This window comes from Methanolobus sp. ZRKC3, assembly GCF_045291275.1.
In the GTDB taxonomy this organism is placed as follows: Archaea; Halobacteriota; Methanosarcinia; order Methanosarcinales; family Methanosarcinaceae; genus Methanolobus.
This window is the reverse complement of sequence record NZ_CP146982.1, coordinates 93,006-119,887: the sequence shown is the minus strand read 5'-3', so window position 1 is coordinate 119,887 and position 26,882 is coordinate 93,006. Positions and strand designations below refer to the sequence as shown.

The 26,882-nt window shown below is 41.9% G+C and carries 28 protein-coding genes; 16 read left to right on the top strand and 12 right to left on the bottom strand.

Annotation, left to right across the window (positions count from 1 at the left end; translation table 11 throughout):
• Positions 1 to 1,114 precede the first annotated feature (1,114 nt).
• The 4 genes from hflX to V7O66_RS00550 all read right to left on the bottom strand — a co-directional run bounded on the left by hflX (position 1,115) and on the right by V7O66_RS00550 (position 4,196).
• Positions 1,115 to 2,374 carry a GTPase HflX gene (gene hflX / locus V7O66_RS00565; protein WP_406661050.1) on the bottom strand — a complete coding sequence of 420 codons (1,260 nt, stop codon included), beginning with the start codon at positions 2,372 to 2,374 and terminating at the stop codon, positions 1,115 to 1,117.
• 28 nt (positions 2,375 to 2,402) lie between these two features.
• Positions 2,403 to 2,792 carry a DUF2209 domain-containing protein gene (locus V7O66_RS00560; protein WP_406661049.1) on the bottom strand — a complete coding sequence of 130 codons (390 nt, stop codon included), beginning with the start codon at positions 2,790 to 2,792 and terminating at the stop codon, positions 2,403 to 2,405.
• A gap of 67 nt (positions 2,793 to 2,859) precedes the next feature.
• On the bottom strand, positions 2,860 to 3,918 hold the full coding sequence (gene endA, locus V7O66_RS00555) for a tRNA-intron lyase (protein WP_406661048.1): 1,059 nt from the start codon (positions 3,916 to 3,918) through the stop codon (positions 2,860 to 2,862).
• Positions 3,919 to 3,980: 62 nt separating this feature from the next.
• Entirely contained in the window at positions 3,981 to 4,196 is a 216-nt protein-coding gene (locus V7O66_RS00550; protein WP_406661047.1) for a hypothetical protein, read from the bottom strand.
• 119 nt (positions 4,197 to 4,315) lie between these two features.
• Between V7O66_RS00550 and V7O66_RS00545 the strand changes: the two genes are divergently transcribed.
• Complete coding sequence (locus tag V7O66_RS00545) at positions 4,316 to 4,615, top strand: carboxymuconolactone decarboxylase family protein (RefSeq protein ID WP_406661046.1); 300 nt, start codon at positions 4,316 to 4,318, stop codon at positions 4,613 to 4,615.
• A gap of 24 nt (positions 4,616 to 4,639) precedes the next feature.
• Here V7O66_RS00545 and V7O66_RS00540 read toward each other — a convergent pair whose 3' ends face one another.
• The 8 genes from V7O66_RS00540 to V7O66_RS00505 all read right to left on the bottom strand — a co-directional run bounded on the left by V7O66_RS00540 (position 4,640) and on the right by V7O66_RS00505 (position 12,541).
• Positions 4,640 to 5,146 carry a TspO/MBR family protein gene (locus V7O66_RS00540; RefSeq protein WP_406661045.1) on the bottom strand — a complete coding sequence of 169 codons (507 nt, stop codon included), beginning with the start codon at positions 5,144 to 5,146 and terminating at the stop codon, positions 4,640 to 4,642.
• 78 nt (positions 5,147 to 5,224) lie between these two features.
• Complete coding sequence (cfbB, locus tag V7O66_RS00535; RefSeq protein WP_406662695.1) at positions 5,225 to 6,703, bottom strand: Ni-sirohydrochlorin a,c-diamide synthase; 1,479 nt, start codon at positions 6,701 to 6,703, stop codon at positions 5,225 to 5,227.
• 25 nt (positions 6,704 to 6,728) lie between these two features.
• On the bottom strand, positions 6,729 to 7,523 hold the full coding sequence (gene cfbC / locus V7O66_RS00530; protein WP_406661044.1) for a Ni-sirohydrochlorin a,c-diamide reductive cyclase ATP-dependent reductase subunit: 795 nt from the start codon (positions 7,521 to 7,523) through the stop codon (positions 6,729 to 6,731).
• 11 nt (positions 7,524 to 7,534) lie between these two features.
• On the bottom strand, positions 7,535 to 8,659 hold the full coding sequence (gene cfbD / locus V7O66_RS00525; RefSeq protein ID WP_406661043.1) for a Ni-sirohydrochlorin a,c-diamide reductive cyclase catalytic subunit: 1,125 nt from the start codon (positions 8,657 to 8,659) through the stop codon (positions 7,535 to 7,537).
• A 160-nt stretch (positions 8,660 to 8,819) separates the two neighbouring features.
• On the bottom strand, positions 8,820 to 10,193 hold the full coding sequence (gene cfbE, locus V7O66_RS00520; protein ID WP_406661042.1) for a coenzyme F430 synthase: 1,374 nt from the start codon (positions 10,191 to 10,193) through the stop codon (positions 8,820 to 8,822).
• 89 nt (positions 10,194 to 10,282) lie between these two features.
• Complete coding sequence (locus tag V7O66_RS00515) at positions 10,283 to 10,909, bottom strand: DUF2150 family protein (protein ID WP_406661041.1); 627 nt, start codon at positions 10,907 to 10,909, stop codon at positions 10,283 to 10,285.
• An 88-nt stretch (positions 10,910 to 10,997) separates the two neighbouring features.
• Entirely contained in the window at positions 10,998 to 11,447 is a 450-nt protein-coding gene (locus tag V7O66_RS00510; protein ID WP_406661040.1) for a UPF0179 family protein, read from the bottom strand.
• Between the two features lie 35 nt (positions 11,448 to 11,482).
• Positions 11,483 to 12,541, bottom strand: coding sequence for an NAD(P)-dependent glycerol-1-phosphate dehydrogenase (locus V7O66_RS00505; RefSeq protein WP_406661039.1), 1,059 nt, complete (start codon positions 12,539 to 12,541; stop codon positions 11,483 to 11,485).
• Positions 12,542 to 12,728: 187 nt separating this feature from the next.
• Between V7O66_RS00505 and V7O66_RS00500 the strand changes: the two genes are divergently transcribed.
• From V7O66_RS00500 to V7O66_RS00430, 15 genes are all read left to right on the top strand, one after another.
• Positions 12,729 to 13,580 (top strand): DUF63 family protein, encoded by an 852-nt coding sequence (locus V7O66_RS00500; protein WP_406661038.1) that lies wholly within the window; start codon positions 12,729 to 12,731, stop codon positions 13,578 to 13,580.
• Between the two features lie 4 nt (positions 13,581 to 13,584).
• The gene (locus V7O66_RS00495) at positions 13,585 to 14,190 is read left to right on the top strand and encodes a stage II sporulation protein M (protein ID WP_406661037.1); all 606 of its coding nucleotides are present in this window, start codon (positions 13,585 to 13,587) and stop codon (positions 14,188 to 14,190) included.
• Positions 14,191 to 14,302: 112 nt separating this feature from the next.
• Positions 14,303 to 15,460 carry a formate--phosphoribosylaminoimidazolecarboxamide ligase family protein gene (locus tag V7O66_RS00490; RefSeq protein ID WP_406661036.1) on the top strand — a complete coding sequence of 386 codons (1,158 nt, stop codon included), beginning with the start codon at positions 14,303 to 14,305 and terminating at the stop codon, positions 15,458 to 15,460.
• 122 nt (positions 15,461 to 15,582) lie between these two features.
• On the top strand, positions 15,583 to 16,341 hold the full coding sequence (locus tag V7O66_RS00485; RefSeq protein WP_406661035.1) for an RAD55 family ATPase: 759 nt from the start codon (positions 15,583 to 15,585) through the stop codon (positions 16,339 to 16,341).
• Positions 16,342 to 16,583: 242 nt separating this feature from the next.
• The gene (locus tag V7O66_RS00480; RefSeq protein WP_406661034.1) at positions 16,584 to 17,810 is read left to right on the top strand and encodes a translation initiation factor IF-2 subunit gamma; all 1,227 of its coding nucleotides are present in this window, start codon (positions 16,584 to 16,586) and stop codon (positions 17,808 to 17,810) included.
• Positions 17,807 to 18,175, top strand: coding sequence for a DNA-binding protein (locus tag V7O66_RS00475; protein ID WP_406661033.1), 369 nt, complete (start codon positions 17,807 to 17,809; stop codon positions 18,173 to 18,175). The genes V7O66_RS00480 and V7O66_RS00475 overlap by 4 nt, the downstream gene beginning before the upstream one ends.
• 61 nt (positions 18,176 to 18,236) lie before the next feature.
• A complete protein-coding gene (locus V7O66_RS00470) occupies positions 18,237 to 18,803 on the top strand; it encodes a DNA-directed RNA polymerase (RefSeq protein ID WP_406661032.1) in 567 nt (188 codons plus the stop codon).
• Between the two features lie 16 nt (positions 18,804 to 18,819).
• Positions 18,820 to 19,005 carry a transcription elongation factor subunit Spt4 gene (gene spt4, locus V7O66_RS00465; RefSeq protein ID WP_406661031.1) on the top strand — a complete coding sequence of 62 codons (186 nt, stop codon included), beginning with the start codon at positions 18,820 to 18,822 and terminating at the stop codon, positions 19,003 to 19,005.
• 1 nt (position 19,006) lies between these two features.
• Positions 19,007 to 19,597 (top strand): GTP-dependent dephospho-CoA kinase family protein, encoded by a 591-nt coding sequence (locus V7O66_RS00460; protein ID WP_406661030.1) that lies wholly within the window; start codon positions 19,007 to 19,009, stop codon positions 19,595 to 19,597.
• On the top strand, positions 19,578 to 19,886 hold the full coding sequence (locus tag V7O66_RS00455) for a 30S ribosomal protein S24e (protein WP_406661029.1): 309 nt from the start codon (positions 19,578 to 19,580) through the stop codon (positions 19,884 to 19,886). Before V7O66_RS00460 ends, V7O66_RS00455 begins: the two co-directional genes overlap by 20 nt.
• Positions 19,887 to 19,896: 10 nt before the next feature.
• Complete coding sequence (locus tag V7O66_RS00450) at positions 19,897 to 20,046, top strand: 30S ribosomal protein S27ae (protein ID WP_406661028.1); 150 nt, start codon at positions 19,897 to 19,899, stop codon at positions 20,044 to 20,046.
• A 369-nt stretch (positions 20,047 to 20,415) separates the two neighbouring features.
• Complete coding sequence (locus tag V7O66_RS00445; RefSeq protein WP_406661027.1) at positions 20,416 to 21,090, top strand: DUF2162 domain-containing protein; 675 nt, start codon at positions 20,416 to 20,418, stop codon at positions 21,088 to 21,090.
• 2 nt (positions 21,091 to 21,092) lie between these two features.
• Positions 21,093 to 21,716, top strand: coding sequence for a MotA/TolQ/ExbB proton channel family protein (locus tag V7O66_RS00440; protein WP_406661026.1), 624 nt, complete (start codon positions 21,093 to 21,095; stop codon positions 21,714 to 21,716).
• Positions 21,713 to 22,078 carry a DUF2149 domain-containing protein gene (locus V7O66_RS00435; protein ID WP_406661025.1) on the top strand — a complete coding sequence of 122 codons (366 nt, stop codon included), beginning with the start codon at positions 21,713 to 21,715 and terminating at the stop codon, positions 22,076 to 22,078. Before V7O66_RS00440 ends, V7O66_RS00435 begins: the two co-directional genes overlap by 4 nt.
• A gap of 236 nt (positions 22,079 to 22,314) precedes the next feature.
• Positions 22,315 to 26,622 carry a cobaltochelatase subunit CobN gene (locus V7O66_RS00430; protein WP_406661024.1) on the top strand — a complete coding sequence of 1,436 codons (4,308 nt, stop codon included), beginning with the start codon at positions 22,315 to 22,317 and terminating at the stop codon, positions 26,620 to 26,622.
• Positions 26,623 to 26,882: the final 260 nt, after the last annotated feature.

Below are 26,882 nucleotides of genomic sequence, written 5' to 3'. Positions count from 1 at the left end.
TGTTGGTACATTAGAGAAGGAACCCGTTCGCAATCATACAAATGACTCTGAGGTATTTATACCTTGCGCAGATGCACAATAATTTATTAAACAGTTTTTTACAGCTTTGTGGAAATCATATATAGATATCAATTAAGAACCACAGATACATCCAACTCCATGGCGAGTATATCTGTGGCTTATAATTCAGTGATGATCAGGATTTCCATATAACCTGTGTTACCCAATTTGTTCTTGTCTGGACATAAAGTTGGGTGAATTATCCAGAATCCTGCTCATGGGCTTTTTGGTTTTCCATTCCAGAGACAGTTCATTCGTTAATACAATTGCACAATAACATCAAGACCTGTAATTCCATTCATGGAAAAACAAAGATGTATATGAGAACAAATTTCATAGTAGCAATTCAAATGTAACAATATATAAGAATTCTAAAAGGTAGAAGAATAAGTTTAAGCGAACGGGAAAATAGAATTTATGGGGAGTGGGGGGTGGGGGGGGTGGATATTAATGTTGGTACATTAGAGAGGGAAACCCGTTCGCAATCATACAAATGGCTCTGTGGTATTTATAACTTGCGCAGATGCACAATAATTTATTAAACAGTTTTTTACAGCTTTGTTGAAATCATATATAGATATCAATTAAGAACCACAGATACATCCAACTCCAGGACGAATATATCTGTGGCTTATAATTCAGTGATTATCAGGATTTCCATATAACCTGTGTTACTCAGTTTGTTCTTGTCTGGACATAAACTTGGGTGGATTTTTCCAGATCATTCTCATGGATTTTTTGATTTATTCTTCCAGAAGCAGTTCAATTATTAGTACAATTGCACAATAACAGCAAGACCTGTAATTCCATTCATGGAAAAACAAAGATGTATATGAGAAGAAATTCCATAGTAACAATTCAAATGTAACAATTTATAAGAATTCTAAAAGGTAGAAGAATAAGTTTAAGCGAACGGGAGAATAAAATTTGTTTGGGTGGGTGGTTAGTTTGGATTGGTGGTACATTAGAGAAGACACCCGTTCGCAAATATACAAACGAGTTACATGTATTTATATTTTATGGATACTAACTAAACATTTCTTGACATAACAAATTAATCAACTTTTTTCTGTTTGGATATAAAATCATTTACCTTGCCTACTATCCTGCTCATTGCCTCCAGATCCAGCTCTATACTATCACTGTACTTTATACTGTGGATTACAGCCCGGTCATAAAGCCAGGAAACCATGGACATGCTCTCTTCGTTCATGGGAAGAAGAACACTGGCCCTTTCCCATTTGGGCAAATGCTTACGTAACTCCTCTTTGAGGGCATCAAGACCAAAATCTGTTTTTGCAGATACTGCAACAGGATTCGGAGCCAGATATCCAAGGCTGAGAATGCGCTCATCCAATTCATCCTTGGTTAATTGATCGACTTTGTTGAAAACAGTCACTATCGAAACTTCTTGTAGTTGATCCCACATTGTCTCGTGGCAGACCAGAAGCTTGTTGCGAATAGATTCAAGTGGTTCACTGGAGTCAACAGTCAGCAGGACCACATCTGCCAGGAATATCTCATTAAGAGTTGAGCGGAAGGCATCAACCATCCAGTGTGGCAGGTCTTCAATAAAACCCACAGTATCTGTAAGAAGAACATCCCTACCTACAACTTTCATGGAACGGGTTGTTGGCACGAGTGTGGTAAAAAGCATGTCCTTAACCTTGACATCTTCCTCCACAAGGGCATTGAATAGCGTGCTTTTCCCTGCATTGGTGTATCCTGCAAGGGTCACAAGGGTGAAACCCATGGATTGACGATGCTTGCGCAGGGAATTACTGTCCTTTTCCATATTCTTCAATTCATTCTTTATACGGCTTATCCGACCCTTGATATCCTGCTCGTAGGAGTCCTCATAGCCACCAAGACCCATGAATCCGGGACGTTCTTCCTTTTTCAGAAGAGAGACTATTGTCCTTGCCTTTGGAAGCTCATACTCCAGACGGGCAAGTTCTACCTGCAACTTCGAACGCGAGGTAGTAGCACGGGTCGCAAATATCTCTAGGATCAACTGGAATTTGTCGATTACTTCACAGCTACAGGTTTCAGAAATATTATAGATCTGGGTGGTACTCAGTTGATTGTAAAAAATAATCTTTTCAGCATCATGACCCTGCACCAACTCTGCCAGTTCATCAACCTTACCCCTGCCTATCTGATACTTTCTGTCAGGGTGTCTGGCTTGGGTCATCTCAGCAACAACGGTGTAACCCGCAGAGTTCGCCAGCTCCCCTAACTCAAGCATCTGTCTAACGTTAGTTTCCTCATCACTTCGAGGGTCGTCCCTCTTTACCAGAATAGCACGTTTCATGAATAATTTAATTATGTTGTTCCAAGTATTAAAAGTCCATTTCCCTGAGAAGAAGTTTTCTTGAGCTTAATGAGACATGATGTGCGATCTCAATACAGCGCCTTTCACCCAGAGATTCCTGATACTTGAAATCTTCCCGGAACATGCTGTTTATAAGCCATCGGGGTTTGTTGTACATGTCTCCGGCTTCTGTTACAATGGTTCCTTCAAACTCAAGTTCCGCGATGGTATCCTCTATCATCTTTATGACCAAAGGTATATCAGGTGCAGTTTCACTGGTAAACGACCGTACATTGATCTGATTCACCTTCTCCACATGGTCCGCAGTCACCGAAGCTGCAATTGCAGCGCAGACCATGAAGTAGTGGTCATCAACCCTGTGTCTGCCTGAAATATCAATGGCTATAATATCAAACATCTTCTGAAAGAAGAAACGCGATTCTATATAAGCGTATACGGAATTCACTGCCCGGATAAAGCCAGAATCACATCTTGATCCTGCCAATATCTATGTACGCGGTGCCACCCCTGTCTTCAGCTGCATAGAGCATTCTTTTCCTTACACTATTTGCAAGCCTCACTGCCCTGGACATCACCGGCAGGGTGAAAACATAATCCCTGGGAATGGCATGTGCGAGATAATCTGAGTGGGGCATTTTAGTTGTGGACATGACCTCATCGTAGACCCTGAAATGAGTACCAAACTTAAAACCGGTCTTTGGCACAAAACCGCTGTCACGCAAGTCAGTATATGCCCTGAGCTTGTGCATGAAATCAGGTTCTATGGAAGAAGCGACATCAGAGAATTCATCTATGTTAAGAATGGAGCCATCCGCACTGTTCTCGATCTCAATAAAACCAGTATCCAAAAGGTAAGCAGCTTCAACAAGTGAAATTTGCAGGCGCTCTTCATCCAGCGGCTTTCCATAGAACCCATTCTTGTGGAGATATTGTGATGAAGAAGATTCCCATATAATGACACGGTCCTCGAGCAGGCTCGATCTTATGGGTTTTTCAGGAAGGACATTCTCATTCATCTTTCCTTTTAATTTTACATTTTTAACTTCATAGTAGGTGAGGTCACTTTCTTCATCCACTATTGCAAGGATCATCTGTTTGCGGACGTTGGAAGCAGCATTTACAGAAGTTAAGAGATCAGATAGTGGCATTGGTATGCGCTCAGACCTCACATAAACAAAACTCTTTGCAGGAGTCTTTCCCGGATGTCCGCCACGAGGATACACCCTGAAATCAGTCACACTGGACTGGACATAGAAACCTCTTTCTTTCAGGTCCTTGTAAACAATGTACTTGAGCTCGAAATACTGTTGCCTTAAGGAAGCTATCTTGAAGAACTCCTCAAATCCCAGTGCTCGCCCGTCAAGCTCGATATCCAGTCTATTTCTGTAGAGCAGGTGAGCAGCTTCTACAAGTGTTAGTTCCAGGACATCATCTTTGGGACGACCATAGTATCCTGTATTGTACAATTCATTGATAGCCTGCTTTTCTGCAATCACACGGTCTTTTACTAGTTTTCCAATCAAATGGCTCACCCGGGAAAAATGAAAGAATAGAACAGGAAGCAGATATCAAGCCTTCTATTTAATCATAGTGGGTTAATAACAAGGAATTCATCGGGTTTGAGAATGATCTTGTTGATGTCATGCCAGGCGATGATCATCTCCGAGAAATTGTCATCACTTACTATGAAATGTATCCCAAAATCATCGAACTCTATGATCTTCCCGGTAACATAGTTGGAACTGCCAAGCTCAATTGCGACCTTCTTGTCAATGTAGTTCTCCACTATTGAGATATTCATATTTCCACACCCACTATGAATAAATATTGGGTTGGAAGATAATAAAGTATACTGTACGAAAAGATGATGATTTATACATTAATGCTCAATTAGGGCTACTAAGGAAAGAGATGATAAAAATGACAGAAAATCCATTACAAGTAATAGAAGACAACGACCCCGACTTTGCAAAACTACTCGATTACACCATGGGACTTGCATTTGAAGAAGGCACTATGCCAATGAAGTACAAGCTTCTCATTGCAATGGCTCTGGATGCATCCAAGGGTGCTGAGAACGGAGTTAAGGTGCTTGCAATGCATGCTCTTGAGGCAGGTGCAACAAAGGAAGAGATCATGGAAGCTGTAAGGATCACACATTACATCTCAGGTGTGGGAAGTGCTTACACTGCTGCAAATGCATTGAAGGATGTACTTTGATCTACATCCTTTTTTTGAATTAGTTCAGGGATTTAGGATCACAAAATAATAATTCATTATTACTGCAAAGGAAACCCACATTATGTAGGGTACGAGCAGTAATGCGGCTTTTTTTGATATAGCGTAGAAGTACCGTATAGTGACAAGTATCGCAAACCATAAGAGGATCACATCCACCAGTCCAAGAACCAGAGACTGCATTCCGAAGAATAATACGGGCCAGAGGAAATTCAGGAACAATTGAATTCCGAAAAAACCCATTGCGACCTTTACTTTCCGCTCAGACCAGCCTTTTTCCCATACCAGGTACAGAGAGATTCCCATAAGAATATAAAGAACCGACCAAGCTGTGCCAAACACCTCGTTTGGTGGCACAAAAGAAGGCCTTACCAGAGATTCATACCAGCCAAAGACCAAAGGCATGGTGAAGAACAGGCCAGCCAATCCGGCAACATTGCAAATAAGAATCGAAACGACCAGCTTTTTCCAGTCGATATTGTTAAAATAGGTGTTAAGTTCGGTACTATTCATGGATTTTCCAAATATCTCAGTTCATTTAATAAGAGATTTAACTTTCAAAATCAATCCTTAAATAGTTTCCTAAAAAAATTAGACATTCATCACAAAGTCCACGAAACTCGGCGCAAACTCCCTGTAGGAACTTGCCACCAGATGGGCATAGCAACCCAGAGTATTGTTCACTGTCAGGCCATCCCAGCCATCTATGATACCTGTACCCCTTGAGAGTTTTATGACAAATTTAGCATCCTCAGGTAATTCAGTGACCTCAGAGTGATGGAACTCGTGTGCCTTGAAGGAATCACCAGTCTTGCCTATTACAGTGTCCATTGAAAGGGAACCTATGTTGTAGCTTACAACACGTTTGTGCCCCATGAGACTGTGACCTGGAAGCGCACCTACCATCTCATGGGTGGATTCAGGCATATCTGCCATGTGATGGGCACCTTCGCCTTGAACTCCGGTGGTCAGTCTTTCAGTAAGATACATCAGGCCGCCACATTCACCATAGATGGGTAAACCTGCCTCTGATGCTTTTTTAATATCCCCACGCATGGAAACATTGGCTTCCAGCTCCGCTGCGTAAAGTTCAGGATATCCGCCACCAAGATAAAGAGCATCCACATCTGGAAGCTTGCTGTCATGAATGGGACTGAAGTATTCTAGGTCTGCACCAGCCAACTGCAGCAGTTCAAGATTATCGTGATAATAGAAATTGAAAGCTTCATCAAGAGCAACACCGATGACAGGTCTTTTGCCCTCGATATTCCTTTCGGAGAACATTGTTGTTGATGGTCTTTCAAGCTTCGGTGCTGACCTTGCGATATCCAGCATCCTGTCGATATCAACGCCCTTCTTGATGGTATCCTTGATGAAATCGATTCTTTCATCGAAATTATCTGCCCTGCGACGCTCCTCTATTGCAGGGACAAGACCAAGGTGTCTCATGGATATGCTCATGGAGCTATTGCGGCGTATCACGCCTATGACCGGTATGCCTGTGTAGTGCTCTATAGCCTCGGTTGCCTTCTTTGCATGCCTGGGACCGCCTATGTTGTTCAAGATGACACCTGCTATGTGAACATCCTTGTCAAAATCCTTGTAACCATTCACAAGAGCAGCGGCTGAGCGGGTGATACTCCTTGCATTGACTATGAGTATAACAGAGCATTTCAGGATCTTGGCTATCTGTGCTGTGCTACCTGTATCAGTAAAACTATCAAAACCTTCGTAAAGGCCACGCACACCCTCGATTATGGCAATATCAGCCTCGCCATCGACTTCTGCGCCATGGATGAACACATCCCTGACAGCTTCCTCGTCCATGAGGAAACCATCTATGTTACGGGCTCTCCTTCCGGTTATCTCAGAATAATAACTGGGGTCTATGTAATCCAGCCCAACTTTGTATGGCTGGACATTGTAACCTGCCTCGGTAAGAGCTGCCAGCAGGCCAATGGTAATGGTGGTCTTACCGGAAGATGAGCTGCCCGCGGAAAGAAGTATCCGGGGTATTTCCTTGGACTTAACCTGATCCGTGTTCGATGGGCTTTCCGGCATTAGAACCATTCCTATCAAATTGACATCTGATCACTTATCTTGTAAGTTCACGAAGCCTTTCGTCATCAAGGGCTTTGGGCATTACAGAACTCTCATTGGACATGATCGTTGTTGCAAGGTCACGGTAGACCTGTGCGATCTCGGAATCAGGTGCCTTTTCAAGCACAGAGAAACCATCCCTTTCGCAGTCCTGCACGATCTGAACTTTGGGTATGAATGCTATCATGTCACTGCCGATCTCTTCTGAGAACTTACCGACTATTTCCTCTTCACGGCTCACACTTCTGGAATTACAGATGATACCTGAAAGTGGCGTATCTATTTTGGCAAGACCTTTGCAGATGTTATTTGCAGCGTAAAGAGGCATGTACTCACCTGATGTCAGGATATAAGCCTCTGTAACAAGACCTTTGCGTATTGGCGCAACAAAGCCACCGCACACGATATCTCCTGGCACATCATAGATGATGAGGTCCATATCATTAATTGATTTTGACATCTTAGTCAGTTTCTGTATGGCAACGATGATACCACGACCAGCGCATCCTATACCTGGTTCCGGACCGCCTACCTCTACACACTGGACTCCGCCATAGCCTTCAAAGACAATATCTTCCTCTTTGATGTCGATCTTCTGCCTTAACAGATCAAGGATAGTTGGTATCCTCCTACCACCCAGAAGCGTAATGGATGAATCACTCTTTGGATCACATCCGATTATCATTACTTTATAACCCTCATCGGCACATGCTGCTGCGACATTTGAAGCTGTACTGGATTTACCAATGCCACCTTTTCCATAGATAGCTATTCTTTTTTGCTCACCCATCTTGACACCTCTTAATTCTCATCCAGCATATCCTTTGCAAGCTCGCGCATGGTTGCACCGAACTCTGACTCAACTATCTTGCTAACGCCAAGTGTCTTTGGATGCAGGTCAATCTCAACGATCACATATTTGTGACCCATATCCTTTAGCGGATGGACCTGTCTTGGACCATTGGTCACCGAAATTACCTCCATTCCTGAGAGGGCGTCCATTGGTATGGCATGTGGCACACCTGTGATAACAGCAAAGTCATAATCGCTGTATTTTTCTTTTATAAGATCGTTTACCAGATCACCTGTAATGGGATATTCATCCATTCCACCAATATTCTCATGGATAATAGTGCCGCTTTCCTCAAAGCCATCCTTGATGTTAATTGCGTGCTGGCGTACACGGGGGAGACCAAGTGAATCATCAATATTTGCCATATTGACAACATTATCTACTTTACCAAGCTTTTTGGCGATCTCGTCAATGGCAACGGTGATATCAGCAAACATGTAACCGGTTTCCTTCTTGGCATTCATGATGGTAATACCTTTCTTGCCTTCCTTGAGAAGCTCGATTATCCTCTCTGCAACCTTGTACTTCACATCGCCCCTTGATGGTTCCAGGTATTCCTTACTTGCAGCACCATGACGCTTTTCCACGTTTGTAGCTTCGGTAAGCAGGTGTTTCTGCCTTTCCAGCTCATCTGTGTCGATTATTCCGATTTCCGCAGCTGATTCCAGAGCTATCAGAACACCCTTGGTATTATTGGGATAACCTGCATGCACTTCCACCTCAATGACCGGCACGTCAAGGCCTGCATCCTGCACAGGTTCACGCATTTCCTCGCCAATGATCATACTGGCACAGGTGCCTACAACACCTATGAGTTTAGGGCTGAACATTTCATTTGCCTTTTTCAGCAGGGAAGATAGCTCTTCACGACCACCAAAAACAAAACCGTTTTCATCAAGTGCTGTTGTGACCACATGTATCCCATCTTCTTCCAGAAGCCTGGCATGTTTGAAAGAGCAGCCAGGTGGACCGTGAAGAACAGCCACATCAACATTCAGATCGCGTAAAGTGTATAACGCAGCCACAATGGAGCTTGGCCGCGGATGTATGATAGATATATCCTTTTCCGCCATAGTATCACGTAATTGTTTCAGTTATAATAAGAAATTGATTATTATGTTTTGTAATAATCGTGTTAAATAGTATACTTACAATGCACTAATTTTCTGCATAATCTAATTCATTAGATTATAAAAGCAACGGTCAGAGTCAGAAGAATTTAAATTGAAAGTATTACCTGAAGCATTTCACACAGGAAAGAATAAGGTCCCCTTCCTGGGAAATTGATTGTCCATTTTCAAGACCGGAGTTAATACTGCAAGCATAAATTGCCTTTTCGGGGAATAGGTTGTGCATACGCTCCCCCACAAGGATAAGCTCATCAATATCAGATATCCTGCGATTGACAAAGTTTGCCACATCTTCAGGCGGAAGTCCCTCACAAACCTGCTCAGCCTCCTCCCCAAGAACCATTATCACCTTGCCGGTTGTCCTGGAAAGACCAAAATCCAGAGCTCTTTCCACAGACTTGATATCCATGCCTGAATTGGAATTGTCTATCAGCATCCTGCCATCAAGTTCCTTCTCCTGCATCCTTCCTGCAAGACCGATGAAACCGGAAATTACATCAGCAATGGTTTTTGCATCAAGCCCCATGTTAAGGGCAATAGCACCTGAGGCTGCAAAGGCCGTAGTGTAAGAAAAAGCATTGTAAAGAGGATTCACAGTAGCATTCACAGCAAAGTCCTTTGAGACAATTGATACGGTCTTGCCATCAAAAGAGATATGAAGGTCCGCGTCAAGACTTTCTGAATCGCTGAAGGTGAAAATATCCCTACCAAGTTCCTCTGCCTTCTTTATGGCCTTTTCATCCCGGGAATTCAGGGCGATAAGACCGCCGGTTTTCCCGTATTCGACCATCTGAAGTTTTGCATCACTTGCCAGAGAGCTGGACTTTGCAATTGAGTAGTCAGGCTCCAGTGTTGTTATAAGAGCCAGATCCCCAATTCCAGTACCACCTATAGAAACTTCGAAGATGTAGCAGTCTGCACTAATCCCTTCTGATTCAAGCTGATCAATAGCAAGGAGAATACTTCCAGGAGCAATACTGAGCCCGGAATATATCTTTTTAGCAATACCGTTTTCCCATAACTCCAACCCTCTGGAAGTATGTAACACAACCACCATATTTCGCGAAAGCATATCTGCAAGCAGTGAAGCAGAGCTTGTCTTGGCTTTTGAACCTGTGATCTCAATTACCTTTGAACCCTCAAGTTTTTTGCTCTCAAGAACGATCATTCCCACGATCTGGTGATGGCTTATTATGCTCTTACCTGCATCCCTTGCACAGACGAGCATCTCATATTCAGGATCAAGGTGCACAGGACTCACAATATGATCAAAATTGTCAACCTTCAGAGGTACTCTGGAAGTTATGATATCATATTCATTCTCAAGTGCAGACAAAGTATCATCATCGACAGTTCCGTAAACATCAACTGCAGTCACATTCATGCCAAGCTCTGCAAGTTTCTGTGCGATGATCAGACCCGCATGCGTCAGATCAAGAACTGCAACACTTGATTTTTCAGATAGTATAGTATGCATGGAAGATCAGATAATAAAAAATTGCTGCAATAAATATCAATTAAGTATCAATTAAATATTGATATGAAAGAAAAGAATGAAAGAGATGGTCAGAGACGACCATCATATGCTTCATCATTCTTGTAACTGTCAGCACCTACCTTTGCAGCGGATATTGACTCAATTCCGTCAAGCCATTCTGCCACAAGACCATATGGAACTTTCTCCAGCGTCTTTTCAGTAAGCCTTTTACCGCTGAGAACAAGTGCACCTATATGTGCAATTGCATCAATGACCATTTCCACATCATCGGATTCTTCTGCCTTGATGGCTTTTTTGACCAGAGCGGCAATCTTGTCCGTCTTATCATAGTCACCGCCCACATAGCATTCGAATGCTGCAAATCCACCCATGAGGGATGTCTGGAGAGATGCGATCATCATATCCACATCCTCAGAGATAGGTTCTATCTCAGCCAGCACCATATCCCTGATATCCATCAGTATTTCAAGAGTTGACTCTGCAGATATCTGCTCTTTATCAAACTTTGCGATTACCTTAAGGCATGCGAGAATTATGTCATCTTCCATGTTGACGAAAATGGCACCTTCCGCACCCTGGGGCTCTTCAGACTCCTCTAACTTAAAATCACTCTCTCTGACCTGATTCAACCAGTTGTTCCAGCGCTCCTGGGTGTAAAATTCATGATGAAGTGATTCATCCTCCTTACCAGACATTTAATTACCTCAATATTAAATAAATTCACTTTTATGTTTTTATGTAAGCTACTATTTTTATTGCACTACAAAAAATATTCCCGAGCAATTACAACTTTAATTCTACTTTCTTAAGGGAACATCCTGGTGCACTTTCTTCGTCAATGCTTTCCAGAACCTTGACAACTATACACTTATCTCCGGACTTCAGGCCTTCGGGGTTCATGAGATCATAGAGTTTATCGCCGTACTCCTCACATTTTGGCTTCTCATAGCTTACTCTTGCGCCCTCTATTGCCTTTTTAGAATCAACTACTGCCAGAACAGGAGCATTCTCCACCTCAACAGCAAGAACACCGCCATCATGAATGAAACATTCATGGACCGTGTCGCTTCTGATATTTACAACCCTGTACCTGCGACCTGATTCGAGGTTAAGGCATGTTTTTTTGAGTTTGCATTTTTGGCACTCACGCGACTCCCCCAGAAAAATAAAATCCTCGCCATCCTTTGCGATTCGTGAGCCAATTAATGTAATTATAGTATTATTATCAGTCATATGATCACCTAAATAATTGAATGATTATGAATAAATTATGAGATCACCTTTGTGATGCGCGCAATATTTTCGGCTGCCTCAGGCGTCAAGCCTGTTCCGAGTATAGTGTACCTTTCAGGACGAATCTTATGTGCAACTAGAAGCGCCTCTAATATATACTTATCTTCAATACCAAGTTCTTCAGCTGTGGTTGGTGCCCCGATTATTGCAAGAGAGTCCTTGATCCGCCTCCAGTCGCCACCCTGAAGATACATCATCATGATAGTTCCAACCCCACATTGCTCGCCATGTAAGGCAGGTTTTGGTGCGATCATATCCAGTGCATGACTGAACATGTGTTCCGAACCTGATGCCGGTCTTGAAGAACCTGCAATGCTCATGGCAACGCCACTGGAAACAAGGGCCTTGACAACTACCCTTACAGAATTCTCAATATCGAACTTTATAGAATCTGCTGATTCAATGAGGATCTTAGCAGTCATAAGAGAAAGAGCAGATGCATATTCACTGAAAGACTCATTTCGCAAGCGATGTGCCAGTTCCCAATCCTTTACTGCAGTATAGTTGGAAATGATATCCGCACAACCTGCTGCAAGCAATCTATAGGGTGCATTTGAAATGATCTCCGTGTCAGCGATGACAGCCATGGGTGCATTCGCTTCGATTGAACTTGTTTTTCCATTGTGTCGAATGGAAGCCCTCGAGGAAACGATCCCGTCATGGGATGCAGCCGTAGGAACACTCAGAAAAGGAACATCTATCTCAGTAGCTGCAAGCTTTGCCACATCTATAGACTTACCGCTCCCCACACCTAAAAGATAAGAAGAACCTGCCTCAATTGCCTCTTTTTTAATTTTTTCAACTTCTGATAGAGAGGCTTCCTGTGAAATAGATATGCTGGCATTATATCCACAGTCATTCAGCGAATCACGAACAATGTCACCTGCAATTTTCTTTGTGTTCCTGCCAGTAACAATGAGAGGGTCCTTTCCAAGTTTCAGATCTTTACAAACATCCTTGATATCGTAGATCACACCATGACCTACCATGACATCCCTTGGAAGTTGCATCCATTTCTTTATTCCATCTTTCATCGGAATCAATTCACTTCTACCCCTGAGTTAAATTGGTAAATGATTAATTAGTAAATGATAAGGTAGTTTCAATTAAGGGAATGTCACTATTCCAGAAACAAAAACTGCTGTTAAAGGACTCTGTTTCCCATAAACTATTAAATGTTAGTTGTATTAAGACCTATATTATCTTACTGCTGTGATCATAATGAATTCATTATTAGAAAAAGCAAGCCAGGCAATCAATGAGTACTACATTGAACCCATATTACAGGATAGTGGTTACAATGTTGTTAACACAATAACCTGGGCCATAATTCTGGGAATCTGTATTTTCGGAGTTGTGAAACTGTTAAAAAAGATGGACATCAAAATTACTGATCGCTTCGTAGCTTCAGTTATACCTTTTATACTGGCAGGCTCATCGCTTCGAGTAATAGAGGATTCCGGGTCATTGAATGCACCCCTGAGCTATCTGTTCATAACCCCAACCATCTACTTTGTAGTCTTCTTCATCACTGTGATGTTCCTGATTATGGCAAAGTGGATTCACCGGATGGATAAAAGTAAGGATTTTCACAAGATATTTGCATATTTTGGGAGCGGATGGTTTCTTGTCAACGTCATAATTCTCCTATACCTGGAGAATGTTGAACTTCCATGGGTACCGATATTTGTTATAGGGGCTGCAAGCCTGATACTATATCTTGCCTATATACTGTTTGACAAAATTGGCTCGACGATGTTAAAGGACAAGCTTAATCTGTCAATACTCTGGGTACACCTGCTTGATGCCTCATCAACTATTGCAGGTATTGATTTTCTTGGTTACTACGAAAAACATGTGGTGCCAGCATACCTCATAGACCTCACTGGCACGGCCTTTGTTATGTATCCATTAAAACTCTTTATATTCATATCGGTAATATATGTACTTGACAAAGAATTCAATGAGGATGATGAATCAAAGACCCTGAGAACATTCCTCAAACTTGTAATAATAGTACTCGGACTAGCTCCGGCATGCAGGAACACAATAAGAATGACACTTGGAATTTGATGCTATGCACAGCGAAGATAAAAAAGAGATGCTCCTAGCCTATATTGACGAACTTAAACCATATCTGTTGGTAAGTACGTTGATGCTCATATTATCAAGTATTGCAGGCTATATAGCATACGGACTTTTTCCGGATTACGCGCTGGGATCACTTTCGGGACTTGAAGAACTTGCAGAAATGCTAAGGGACATGTCAGCAATTCAAATAATGCTGTTGATCTTTGTCAATAATGCTGTGAAAATGTTCATTACAATACTCTCGGGAGTCATTTTCGGGATAGTTCCTCTTGGATTCCTCATATTGAACGGTTTCGTACTCGGAGTTTTCATCCATTTGCAGGTAATAGAGAACGGACCGCTTTTCATTATAGCAGGACTTGTACCTCACGGGATCATTGAGATTCCGATGCTGTTGCTAACATCTGCCATGGGATTCAAGCTTGGGCACCAATTGATGCTACTTATTATTGGAAAGAACGTAAATCTGAAAGATGAACTTGTAAGAGACATCAAATTCTTCTTCCATTGGGTCTTTCCGCTGGTATTCATTGCCGCATTTATCGAGACATTCATAACTCCAATTTTCATATATTTAGTAACAGGCATCTAGATCGGATACTGAAAAGTTGAACGTTTGAACTTTGATGCAGGGATAACTCTGTTGATGTGAACAGGTTTATTAATGTCAAATACTATCAGAGGAGATAAATCGAGGCCATACAATGATAGACAGGAAAGAGATCATAGAAATTGTTGAAGGTTATGACGCTGATAAAATAAAGATAGCAGCAGTAGGTTCACACTCCGCACTTGATGTCTTTGATGGTGCGATCGAAGAGAATTTCAGAACCCTGGCTGTTTGCCAAAATGGACGTGAAAAGACCTATACAGATTACTTCAAGTCCCAGAGAGATACAAACGGAAATATATTGAGGGGCATTGTGGACGAATCCGTTTGCCTTGACAAATTCAATGAGGTTCTCAAGCCAGAGATCCAGAAGAAGATGATCGAGGATAATGTGCTTTTTATCCCAAACCGTTCATTCACATCCTATTGCAGCATAGATGCTGTCGAGAATGATTTCAAGGTGCCTCTTGTAGGCAGCAGGAACATGCTCAGAAGTGAAGAGAGAGGACTTGATCAGGATTATTACTGGCTTCTTGAGAAGGCAGGACTGCCCTTCCCTGAAAGAATAAATGATCCACAGGATATCGATGAGCTTGTAATGGTCAAATTACCCCACGCTGTCAAGAAACTGGAAAGAGGATTCTTCACCGCAGGAACATATGAAGAGTATCTTGAAAAGTCACAGTCACTTCTCAGACAGGGAGTCATCACACAGGAAGCCCTTGATGATGCGAGGATCGAGAGATATGTTATCGGACCGGTTTTCAATTTTGACATGTTCTACTCACCAATTGAGTCCGAAATGAGCAAGCTTGAGATACTTGGAATAGACTGGAGATTCGAAACAAGTCTTGATGGTCATGTCAGATTACCCGCACCACAGCAGATGAAACTTGCAGAGCACCAGCTTACACCTGAATACACAGTGTGTGGACACAATTCTGCAACACTTAGGGAATCATTGCTTGAGGAAGTATTCAGACTCTCAGAGAAATACATCGAAGCAGCTAAGAAGCACTATGATCCAGGCGTCATAGGTCCTTTCTGTCTGCAAACATGTGTTGATAAGGATCTTAACTTCCACATATATGATGTAGCTCCAAGGGTTGGCGGTGGCACTAACGTCCATATGTCAGTAGGACACCCATACGGAAACACACTCTGGCGCAAACCAATGAGTAGCGGAAGGCGTGTTTCTTTTGAGATCAGAAGAGCTATTGAGACAGGACAGCTCGACAAGATCATAACTTAAGTTCAATAAACCCAAAAGCATTGGTTTTTACCAATGCTCTTTTTTACACAATACAAGTACTTTATACATTGAGCTTATTGACATAACATTGTTTTTATATAAGTGAGTACATTTAATTATGCATGTCCAGCGATAGAGTACCAACAGGAATACAAGAGCTTGACCTTATTCTTGAAGGCGGGTATCCAAAGGGCCAAGGCATTCTTGTAAGTGGCTCCCCGGGTACAGGAAAGACAATACTTTCAATATATTACCTCCATCGATCATGCCTGGATGGAAAAAAGTGTATGCTTATACTCACCAATACAAATGTAGAGAGTTTTCTTGAGCAGGCAGAAAGTATAGGAATTGATTTCAAGCCCTTTACTGACGATGGAAGACTGCTTATCATCAAATCTTTTGAGATAAGAACCAGCAAGATCAGCAATGCATCAAGAATGGGAAGTGGCATCGGATTTGTTGAAAAGGATAGTGTTGAAACTGTACAGGACATAAATAATGATGTTGAAATCGTGGTAATAGATAATCTGGACATGCTGGCATTATATCATGATACCGAAGAGTTTGCGGACAAATTCTTTGCCATCAACGACATACTATCAAACAAGAAATGTACTAGCCTTTTTTTGATGGGGCAGGAAGAAGCAGGGATTAAAAATAATATAGCAGAGCATATCGCTTTCGGAACTATCATGCTTTACATAAACAGGGACAAGAAAAATGGAAAAGGAGTACGACAACTCTATATTCCAAAAATGAGGTGCACCAATTTAACCCTGGAACCCATGAGTTTCAAAATAACACCTCAAGGAATAATTATCGAAAAGATATTCCAGAGAGAGGAGAGGATCCGGGAAGCACTCGGAAATATTGTGAAATGAATGTCACATTTACAAATTGACTATGTTTTAATATATCGAGTCGCTTTTTGCATGGCAAGTTATTTACATGATGAAATGAATAAAGGCGAACTTCATATCTATGAATATACATAATTGTTCGAAATCATTTAAATATGATAAATTGAATGATTACAGAAATCTAAATTGCAGATAATAGATAGATTATCTTATCAAATAATTACACTTTTAGATCATTGCCCAACTGGGAGGGAAATCAAAAATTGAGTCAACCTTGTGTTAATATCGGCATGGTGGGTCATGTCGACCATGGAAAAACTACACTTGTTAGCGCGCTGTCCGGAGTATGGACAGATACGCATAGCGAAGAGATGAAGCGTGGAATATCCATTAGATTAGGATATGCAGATACGACTTTCAGAAAGTGTCCAAATTGCCCGGAGCCCCAGTGCTATACAGTTGCTGAGAAATGCGATGAATGTGACGAACCATCCGAAGAAATGAGGACAGTATCCTTTGTCGATGCACCAGGCCACGAAACGCTTATGGCAACAATGCTTTCAGGTGCAGCCATCATGGATGGAGCGATACTTGTTATTGCAGCCAATGAGGAGTGCCCGCAGCCCCAGACCAAAGAACACCTGATGGCACTTAACATCATAGGCATCAAGAATCTGGTCGTTGTGCAGAATAAGGTCGATCTGGTCTCAAAGGAGAAGGTCGTCGAACACTATCATCAGATAAAGGAGTTTGTCAAGGGAACCGTCGCTGAGGGTGTGCCTATTGTACCTATTTCTGCCCAGCAGAACGTAAACATAGATGCACTTATCATGGCAATGGAAAAAATGATACCAACACCAGCGCACAAGATGGAAAAGAATCCTCACATGCTTATTGCGAGATCTTTCGATATCAACAAACCAGGCACTTCTATCAAGCAAATTTCCGGTGGTGTGATCGGCGGTACACTTACAGCAGGACAAATGCACCCAGCTGATAAACTTGAGATACGCCCGGGAATTAAGGTCGAAAGCGATGGAACCACCAGATGGGAGCCTATTTTCACCAAGGTTACAAAGATAGTTGCCGGAAAAGAGAATGTCGAGGAAGCAACTCCAGGAGGACTTCTTGCCGTAGGAACCAGTCTTGACCCTACACTTACAAAATCCGATAAACTTACCGGCCAAGTTGCAGGATTACCTGGAACATTACCACCAACCCACGATTCACTTAAGCTCGAATTGCACCTTTTGGAAAGAGTTGTTGGTGTTACAGACGAGGAAGAGATCGGAGAGATCAAGACAAGTGAACCTCTGATGATCAATGTTGGTACCGCAACCACCGTAGGAATTGTCACCAGCGCAAGAAAAGACATTGCTGAAGTTAAGCTTAAAAGACCTGTCTGTGCTGAGATCGACTCAAAAGTTGCAATTAGCAGACGTGTTGGTTCACGCTGGCGCCTTATCGGTGTAGGGGTAATTAAGAATTGAAGGTAATAATAGACACGAATGCCCTGATGATACCTGTTCAATTCAATGTCGATATTTTTGAAGAACTCAAAAGACTTGGATTCGACAGCTTCATTGTGCCGCTTTCTGTCATCAATGAATTGGATAATCTGGAAAGGAAACTGAAAGGAAAAGATAAAACGGCTGTAAAGGTTGCAAAAGCACTCGCCCAAAGATGTGAGATCTTTGAAACTAGAGGATATGCAGATGATGCGATCGTTGATCTTGCCAGTAACCTTTCAGCAGCAGTGCTTACCAATGATATAGGCCTTCGGAAAAGACTGGAAGATAAAGACATTTCAGTCATATGTCTGCGTCAAAAAAGCAGATTGGCCATAATATCATAGGCGCTTTTAAGATTTATCCGAAATATAATATTTATAATGGGATCTTTGGAGTTTTAATCACATGTACAAAAAGATGAAGCTTGCCGACACAATTCGTGTAGCACCAAACCTTCTGGGCGGAGATGTTGAGCAAAATGTGAAAGCTGCCTTGAAAGAGAAACTGGAAGGTAGGATCGATAAGAATATCGGTGCAATTGTAGCTGTTACTAAGATCGACACTATCGGAGAAGGACACATCCTTGTTGGAGATGGAGCAGTATATTACGATGTGAAATTCGATTCTATAGTCTTCGTACCAACGATACAGGAAGTCATAGAAGGAGAAATTGTTGAAACCGTGGACTTCGGTGCTTTTGTAAGCATAGGTGCAATGGATGGTCTTTTACACGTGAGTCAGATCACAGACGATTTCATGTCATATGATGGGAAGAACGGCAGACTGACAAGCAAGACAGGCGGAAGATCACTCTCAGAAGGAGACAAGATCAGAACCAGGATCGTCGCAGTGAGCATCAATGAAAGGGAACCAAGAGAAAGCAAGATCGGTCTTACAATGAGACAGCATTCACTTGGAAAGATGGAATGGTTAGAAGAAGCCAGAAGACCAAAATCCGATCAGGAAGAATAATCCAGGAGACAATTATATGAGTGAACAGGTTTGCAGGGAATGCCACCGTGTAATTACAGGTCAGACATGCCCTATATGTAGTTCCAGTAACTTGAGTTCCGATTGGAGCGGAATGGTTGTCATCATTGATCCTGAACGCTCGGAAATAGCAAAGAAGATCGATGTCAAAGTAGCGGACAAATACGCTTTGAAGGTGCGCTAGTTTGGGATTGAAACTTGTTTTGCCGGAAATACTCCGGCCACTTTTTCGCAATGTTTTTGGCGTCTTGTACACTGGCGCCGGGGATGAAGCGGTAACAAAACTTTCCATGGACCTGGAAAGTCCCACAAAACTTATATCCGTGGGTGATGTTACTACATTCCACTTGCTCAATATAGACATCATACCGGACATACTAATAGTGGATGACCGGACAAAACGCGAGCCAGCTTCAGACCGGGTCGTGGTGGGCACAAAGCATGAAGGCTTCAAAGAAATATCTGTTGACAATCCAGCAGGGGTAATAACCGAAGATTTGATAGATGCAATTGGTAGTGCAATCGATTCAGATGAAAATGTCAGGATATTTGTGCGCGGCGAAGAAGACCTTGCAGCTTTACCCGCAATCCTAATGGCACCCGAAGGTTCAGCCGTGTTATACGGACAACCAGGTCAGGGTGTTGTACTCGTAAAAATTACTAAATCAAAGAAGGAAGAAATCAGGGATCTGTTAAGCAAGATAGTTGAAGAACAGGACCATGATGAAAAAATAAGGACCATTTGGAGGAAATTAGATGGACATCAACATCATTAAAGATAATAACAACGCACTCATCAACAGGCGTGAATTAAACATCACCGTTGCATTTGACGGTGCAACACCATCCAGGAACGATGTTAAAGCAAAAGTTGCAGCTATGCTCAATGTACCTCTTGAGCTCGTGATCATCCAGAAGATGGAGAACGAGTTCGGTAAGCAGGAACTTGAAGGCTACCTTAAGATCTACGAGACAGCTGACCGTATGAAGCAGATAGAAAAGGATTACATCCTTGAAAGAAATGCACTTCCAGAGGCTGAGGCTGAGGAAGCAGCTGAGGAATGAGGTGACACAAATGGCAGTAAAAGATTACTTTAAGGTCAGCGGCGATTCAATCGAACGTACCCGCCAGTCATGCCCACGCTGCGGCGAGGGAGTATTCCTTGCAGAACACAAGGACAGGCGTGCCTGCGGAAAGTGCGGCTACACCGAATTCAAGAAATAACTTTTTTCATTATCACAGCCATAGAGCTGTGATCTTCTTTTTCATTTTATTCTGATTTTCATTTATGCCTGATCGAGATATCTGAAAGAATGTATATCTGTTTCAGACAATCGATTGCTGTTTTTGATACTCTATATTTTTATTGTGTATTTCCAAAGATATGACTGTCTTTTTAAGGCAGAGTTTTTAACAGACATCATTATAATTATATAAACTTTTGATTAAAACCATAACCAGATAGACTTATATAGATAAATGCGTTCATTAAAAGTGTTATCTTTATAGATAATGATAGTTAAAAAAGTACTCATACGTATATACAAGAAACGTGTGTGTATATTGAGAATAAAAACATTTAATTGGTGGTACATGAACAACATTTACGCTGCAGTAGTAGGCATACTCATAGGAATTTTCATCTTTGGACTAAAAACAGGAGTCGGTTGCGGATTTGCAAACATCAGAAGAAGAGATGTGTTTATCCTTGCCACTGGATACTTTATCATATCCATAGTGCTTGGCAGTCTGGTTGGACTTGTCGACCAGTCCTACCTTGAAAAAATATCCAGCCTTGGAATGACATTACATGTCTTTATCGCAATTATTTTAATAGCAGCTGGAGTCTACACTCAGAAAAAATGGTCATGCGGGCATGATGTCTCGAAGAAGACATTCATGGTGATATCAATCCCTTGTCCGGTATGCCTGACTGCTCTTTTTGTTTCCTGTATGATACTTGCATCAAGCCTTGAGACCACAGGACTTAAGGTTGGTTTTCTGGTAGGGATCGTTTTCTTTGTATCAGTCATATCTTCCACTTTTGTTTTCAGGAAGATGAACAGAAGCCCGGAGGATCTTGGAACCGTAATGATGTTCCTTGGGATATTCTATCTGCTTGGAGCCATGATAGTTCCAGCATATATCAAAGCAAAACAGCTGAACATCGCTGCAGTTTCTGGAGGAGAGATCGACATAATTCCCATGTTCTTCTTTTTAATATTCATCATTGGAGGATTTGTTCTTAATAACGTGAGAGGTCAATAAAAATGGATACTACGTCTTCTATATTTGGTATTTTATACACTTTTTCGTCTTCACTGCTATATCCGGTAGTGATCATTCTGTTGTTACTTGTGGTATTCTCCCTGATGCTAATCGGAGAGTTCCTTTCGGAGTATGCAAAAAGGAATCGCGATGTGAGCAATCTACAGAAATGCTGCGATGATGTCAGAACTGGTGTTGGCAAAAATGATCTTGAGAGCGCTGCAGGTTCACTTCGTAATTTGGAACAGAACTTCATGGTGAGGAATTTTGCACAGGATTCTGCAAAGCATCTTGAGAAAAACATGATCCCTTCCATCGAGTGGCTGGCACAGGAGTATGAGATTCGGATGGCAAAGAGACTTGAACAGACAAGGATCGTTGCAACTATTTCTCCTATGCTTGGTTTGATGGGGACTTTGATCCCTCTTGGGCCGGCACTTATCGGTCTTTCATCAGGTGATATCGGACAGCTTGCTGAGAACCTTATGATTGCCTTTGCTACAACTGTTGTGGGCTTGTTTGCAGGAACTATTGGCTATGTACTTACCCAGGTCAGGAAGAGATGGTACTGGCAGGATATGGCTGATATTGATTATATCCTGGATACACTTGAGGTTGAGAAATGAAGCCAAGAAGGTCCAGACGAAGAGGACTTATCGATAATGCAGATGAGCAGAACCCCCTAACAGGGGTTGCCAATCTCTTCGATATTGCCATGGTCTTCTCGGTAGCTCTTCTGGTGGCACTGGTCATGTCATACCAATTGCCTGAACTGCTCAGTCCCACGGAAGATATCACTATCGTAAAGAATCCGGGACAAAAGGATATGAAGATAATTATCAAGGAAAAGGGAAAGCCCATTGAGGTCATGAATATGACAGACCAGATAGGTGGAGGTTCAGGCGAGGCTCTTGGTACAGCCTACAAGCTTGCTGATGGCAGGGTGGTCTATGTGCCGGAGGAAGAGGGCAACGAAACCGCAGGTTAATTTTTTTTCGAATATAATACAGGTTTACTTACATTAAAACAATTTATGTTTACTTAATGTTTCAATTTGAAATATGAAATTATGATTAAATAATCAGATCAATTCAGGTAAAAGCATTTTTGGTTTCAAATTTGCTAGCCTGATCTGGAGTATAGAATTAAAACAAAGTGTTTGAGCACTTCGAATATGCTTGGCGGCGATCTCGAAGTGCTCTGTACACGTTATCGGGGGATAACATGCAAAGGAAAATAAAATCGACATTAGTATTAAGCCTATTGTTACTAGTAGCATTAACAGGTGTAGTATCGGCAGACGAGAACCATGTAAATGTAACCATCATCACCTATGATGATGCAGCAGTAATTGAATATGCCAGCCTTTCAAACCTTTATAACGAAAGCATAAATGTTCAATATTTTACAACAAAGAGTAACCTATCAAGTATTGATCTGAGCAATCAGGATGCTATATTTACCTACATGCTGTGGGGTTCCAAATATAGCGAGTTCTCTGGAGAGATAGAGAAAGCAAAATCTAATGGAACTACACTTGTAGATATTACAAGTTATATTGATACTTCCCCTTATGATTATACATTTAGTGGGACTGAACCCTACGAAAATGATACAGAGAAGTATTTCTACAATATGGGTACAAAAGAGGATTTCCTGAAGACCAATGCCGAGAATTTTGTTGTCCATCTTGCAAAGACCTATGGAAATAAATCGGCACTCACATCTGCTTGGGAATGTGAGCCACCCATAATACTTCCACAGGGAATCTATCACCCGGATGCAGACGTATACTGGTTTGATAATACCAGCCAATACCTTAATTGGTATCAGAATGAATCCAATGGCGAACATTGGACATATGATTCTTCTAAACCTACAGTTGGTATATGGTTCCATAAAGCAGATTACAAAGACGGTAACACGCAGGTTGTCAACGCCCTGATATATGATCTTGAAAGCAAGGGCTGCAATGTAATAGCTGGTTTTGATACATTCTATGACATCAGCGGTTATTACTGTGATGAGAGTGGAGAGCCACTGGTCCAGTGTATGATATCACTCAAAAGCTTTGGACTGGATGTAAACAAATATGAGGGATATGGTTTATCCGAGCTGACAAATCTTAATGTTCCTGTATTGAAGGGCATGGTCGCAGATCCAGACTCTGGCGATCCAGCGGATGCGAACAGAGGCATCTCTAATGAAGAAGCCGTAAGGAAGACAGTAAGTCCAAATATAGACGGAATTTTCGAATATATAGTACTGGGTGAGAGTAAGAAAATAAAATACGGCGTCTATGAATACGAACCAAATCCTGCACAGATTGATTGGATGGTAAACCGCTCCATCAAATGGACAGAACTCAAACGCAAAGATAATGAAGATAAAAAAGTTGGTGTGGTCTATTACAACTATCCGTCAGGCAAGGATAATATCGGAGCCAGTTACCTGGATACAATGTCAAGTATGATGAACCTGCTCAACAAAATGAATGAGAGTGGCTACAATCTCACCAATGTTCCTGAAAACAGCACACATCTTCTGGAAATGATCCAGGAACAGGGAATTAATGCAGGTTCCTGGGCACCAGGTGTCCTTGATGAAATGGTGAACAACCGTACTGAATGGGGACTGCAACTTATCCCTATGGAAGATTATCAGCAATGGTTTGAGAATGAGTTACCCCAGAATCTTAAAGATGACGTGATCAATGAATGGGGAGAACCATGGTCTGAGGATATGCCTGATGATAAAAAACTTATGATATGGGAAAATGAAACCGGAAAATACATTGTAATCCCTGCTGTGCAGTGTGGAAATGTATGGCTCATGCCGCAGCCAGCCCGTGGTTTCCTTCAAAATGATAATACAATGTATCACAGTTCCATTGTACCTCCACCACACCAGTACATAGCGTTCTATCTCTGGATAAATAACGAATGGAATTCCGATGCTATCATTCATATGGGTACCCACGGTACACATGAATGGCTTCCAGGACTTGCATATGGAATGAACAGGACAGCAGACTGGGCACCACTTCTGTTACAGGATATGCCTAACATATATCCATATATCGTAGCTAATGTTGGTGAAGGACTGACAGCCGAATACCGCGGAAATGCTTTGATCATAGACCACCTCACACCAACCCTTGAACGTGGAGGATTGCATGCTGAGATGGCAGAAATAGCCGCAAACATTCAGGAGTACTATGATCCTGCAATTGCAGATGAGGTAAGAGACGGTTATCGAGAAACTATAATTAACCAGATGATAGAACTCAACCTCCATAAGGATCTTGATGTGGATGAGGCCATGATAGAAACCTATAGGGCAGATGATGCACAGTTCCAGATTTTTGTCAAGAATGTACTCCATGAGTACCTTGAAGTAATTTCCGAGGAAAACATCCCATATGGTTTCCATGTACTTGGAGAAGTCCCACCCATGAACCAAAGCGGACCACAGGATGACCAAATGTCTGTAATGGTAAGATCAATGCTTGGAAGCAGTTTTGAAAATCAGATATCCAGTATATTCTATTCGAATACTACTGAGTATCCACTTGGGATACCCCTGAATGACACAAAAATTGATTGGATGGTATGGGAAGTTACCACCAACAATACAAACGCTACAGATGCACAGGACATGGTATATGGATACAATGATTCTTCAGTTAGCACATTCCTTGAAAAGGGAATTATTCACAGGGATAACCTTCTTTTATCTGTTGCTGAACTTGATCGCGTGATTCTTGCCCTGGATGCAGGATTTATACCACCGGGACCCGGAAGGGATCCTATCCAGAATACAGATTCTGTACCTACAGGTCGCAATTTCTATGGTGTCGATTCAAGGTTGTACCCTTCACAAACTACATGGGATCTTGGCTCCAGACTCGCACAGGACCTGCTGGAAGACTACTATGACAAACATGGCGAATATCCAAGAAAAATATCATTCTCAAGGTTTGGAGTGGAGTTCATAAGGGACCACGGCACCCTTGAGGCTGAAATGCTGTACATGCTTGGAGTAAAACCAGTATGGGATGAAACATCCAAGCAGGTAACAGGCCTTGTATTGATGAACGAATCAGAGCTGGAACCAGGTTATGGTGATTACCCAGGAAGACCCCGTATTGATGTAGTCTATGCAACTGCAGGAATGAGAGACGCATTTCCTGACAAGCTCAAGATGATAGATGAGGCAGTGAGATACGCAAATATGGCTCCCCCTGGCAACTATACCAACTATGTGAACCAGAGTACAATGTCAATAAAACAGGCATTGATAGATGCAGGATATGACAATGAGACCGCTGAGCAAATTTCGACAATGCGTTGCTTTGCTGTCAGAGACGGTACTTATGAAATAGGTATTTCCAATGCCATAGAAGCAAGCGGGACATGGGATGATGAAGCTCAGATAGGAGAGCTTTACTTGAATAAGATGGGATATGCATATGGTACTGAATTATGGGGACAGCAATGTTCTGACCTTCTCAAAGAAAATCTAATGAATGTTGATGCTTCGGTACATTCAGATTCATCCAACCTCTATGACACACTGGACAACGATGATGTATTCCAGTACTTCGGAGGCCTTAATCTTGCAACCAGATATGTATCCGGTAAGACACCAGACATGTATATTTCAGATACAAGGAATTCTGAAAATGGAGGAATGGTCACCATGGAGAAATATCTGAACACAAACCTGCGCTCCAGGTATCTCAACGATAAATGGATAGAAGGCATGAAAGGATCAGGTTATGCAGGTGGAAGAATGATGTCAGAATTCGTGGACAATCTCTGGGGATGGGAAGTATGCAGTCCGGAACTTGTTGACGACAGTATGTGGGAAACCGTGTATAACACATACATAAATGATGAAATGAAGGAGTTCTTCAATGCAAACAACCCCGGAGCCTATCAGTCCATAACAGGCAGGATAATGGAAGGTGTACGTAAAGGATACATTGACCTCCCGGATGATGTTGTCAACAAACTCGTGAACGAGTATATGGAAGCAGTTGCAGATAATGGAGCCACATGTTGTCATCACACCTGCGGAAATCCGTTGCTAGACGATTTTGTGCAAGGCAATATGGGAGCAGCCGGAGTTAGCCAGAAAGTGCAGGATGCATACAAGAAAGAAATGTTTGATGCAACCAAAAGACCAGAGTTCCAAGCACAGCAACTCGAAACAGCAACAACATCCAGAAGCAGTTCAAGTAGTAAAACTGGAACCGAGCTGAAGGTCGTGGACTCCGGGTCCGGATCATCCAATCAAACACAAGAATCTAATGCTGGTGCAGGAATGAATATGGACTCACAGGCACAGGATACACAGCAATCAACTCCTGATAACTATGTAGAAGGGTATGAGATGACAAAGGAAAGTGTCAGTGAACCAGAGGCCAGTAATTTTTCATTCACAGGTTCGGACATACTGGCTTCAGTCTTCGTGGTTGGCTTAGTTGGAGCTATTTACGTAGGATTCTGGAGAAGGAGGAAGTTCTAAACATTTAGTCGGCGCTTTTTAGGCTGAAAAAGCGCCTTTTTTCTTTTTTTATTTTTCTTAAGTTTTATTTAGTTCCACTCGAGCGATTGGCATCATAATAATTATGTGATTACTCTAATAGTGGAATAATTTAGAAAAGAATATATATGTTGGAATTAACAAAACGAATATTATCCAATTAGATAATAATACATGAATGGAATGGTTATGATTGTATACACAAATACTATCGTGTATATTAACTAAATCAATTGTGAATT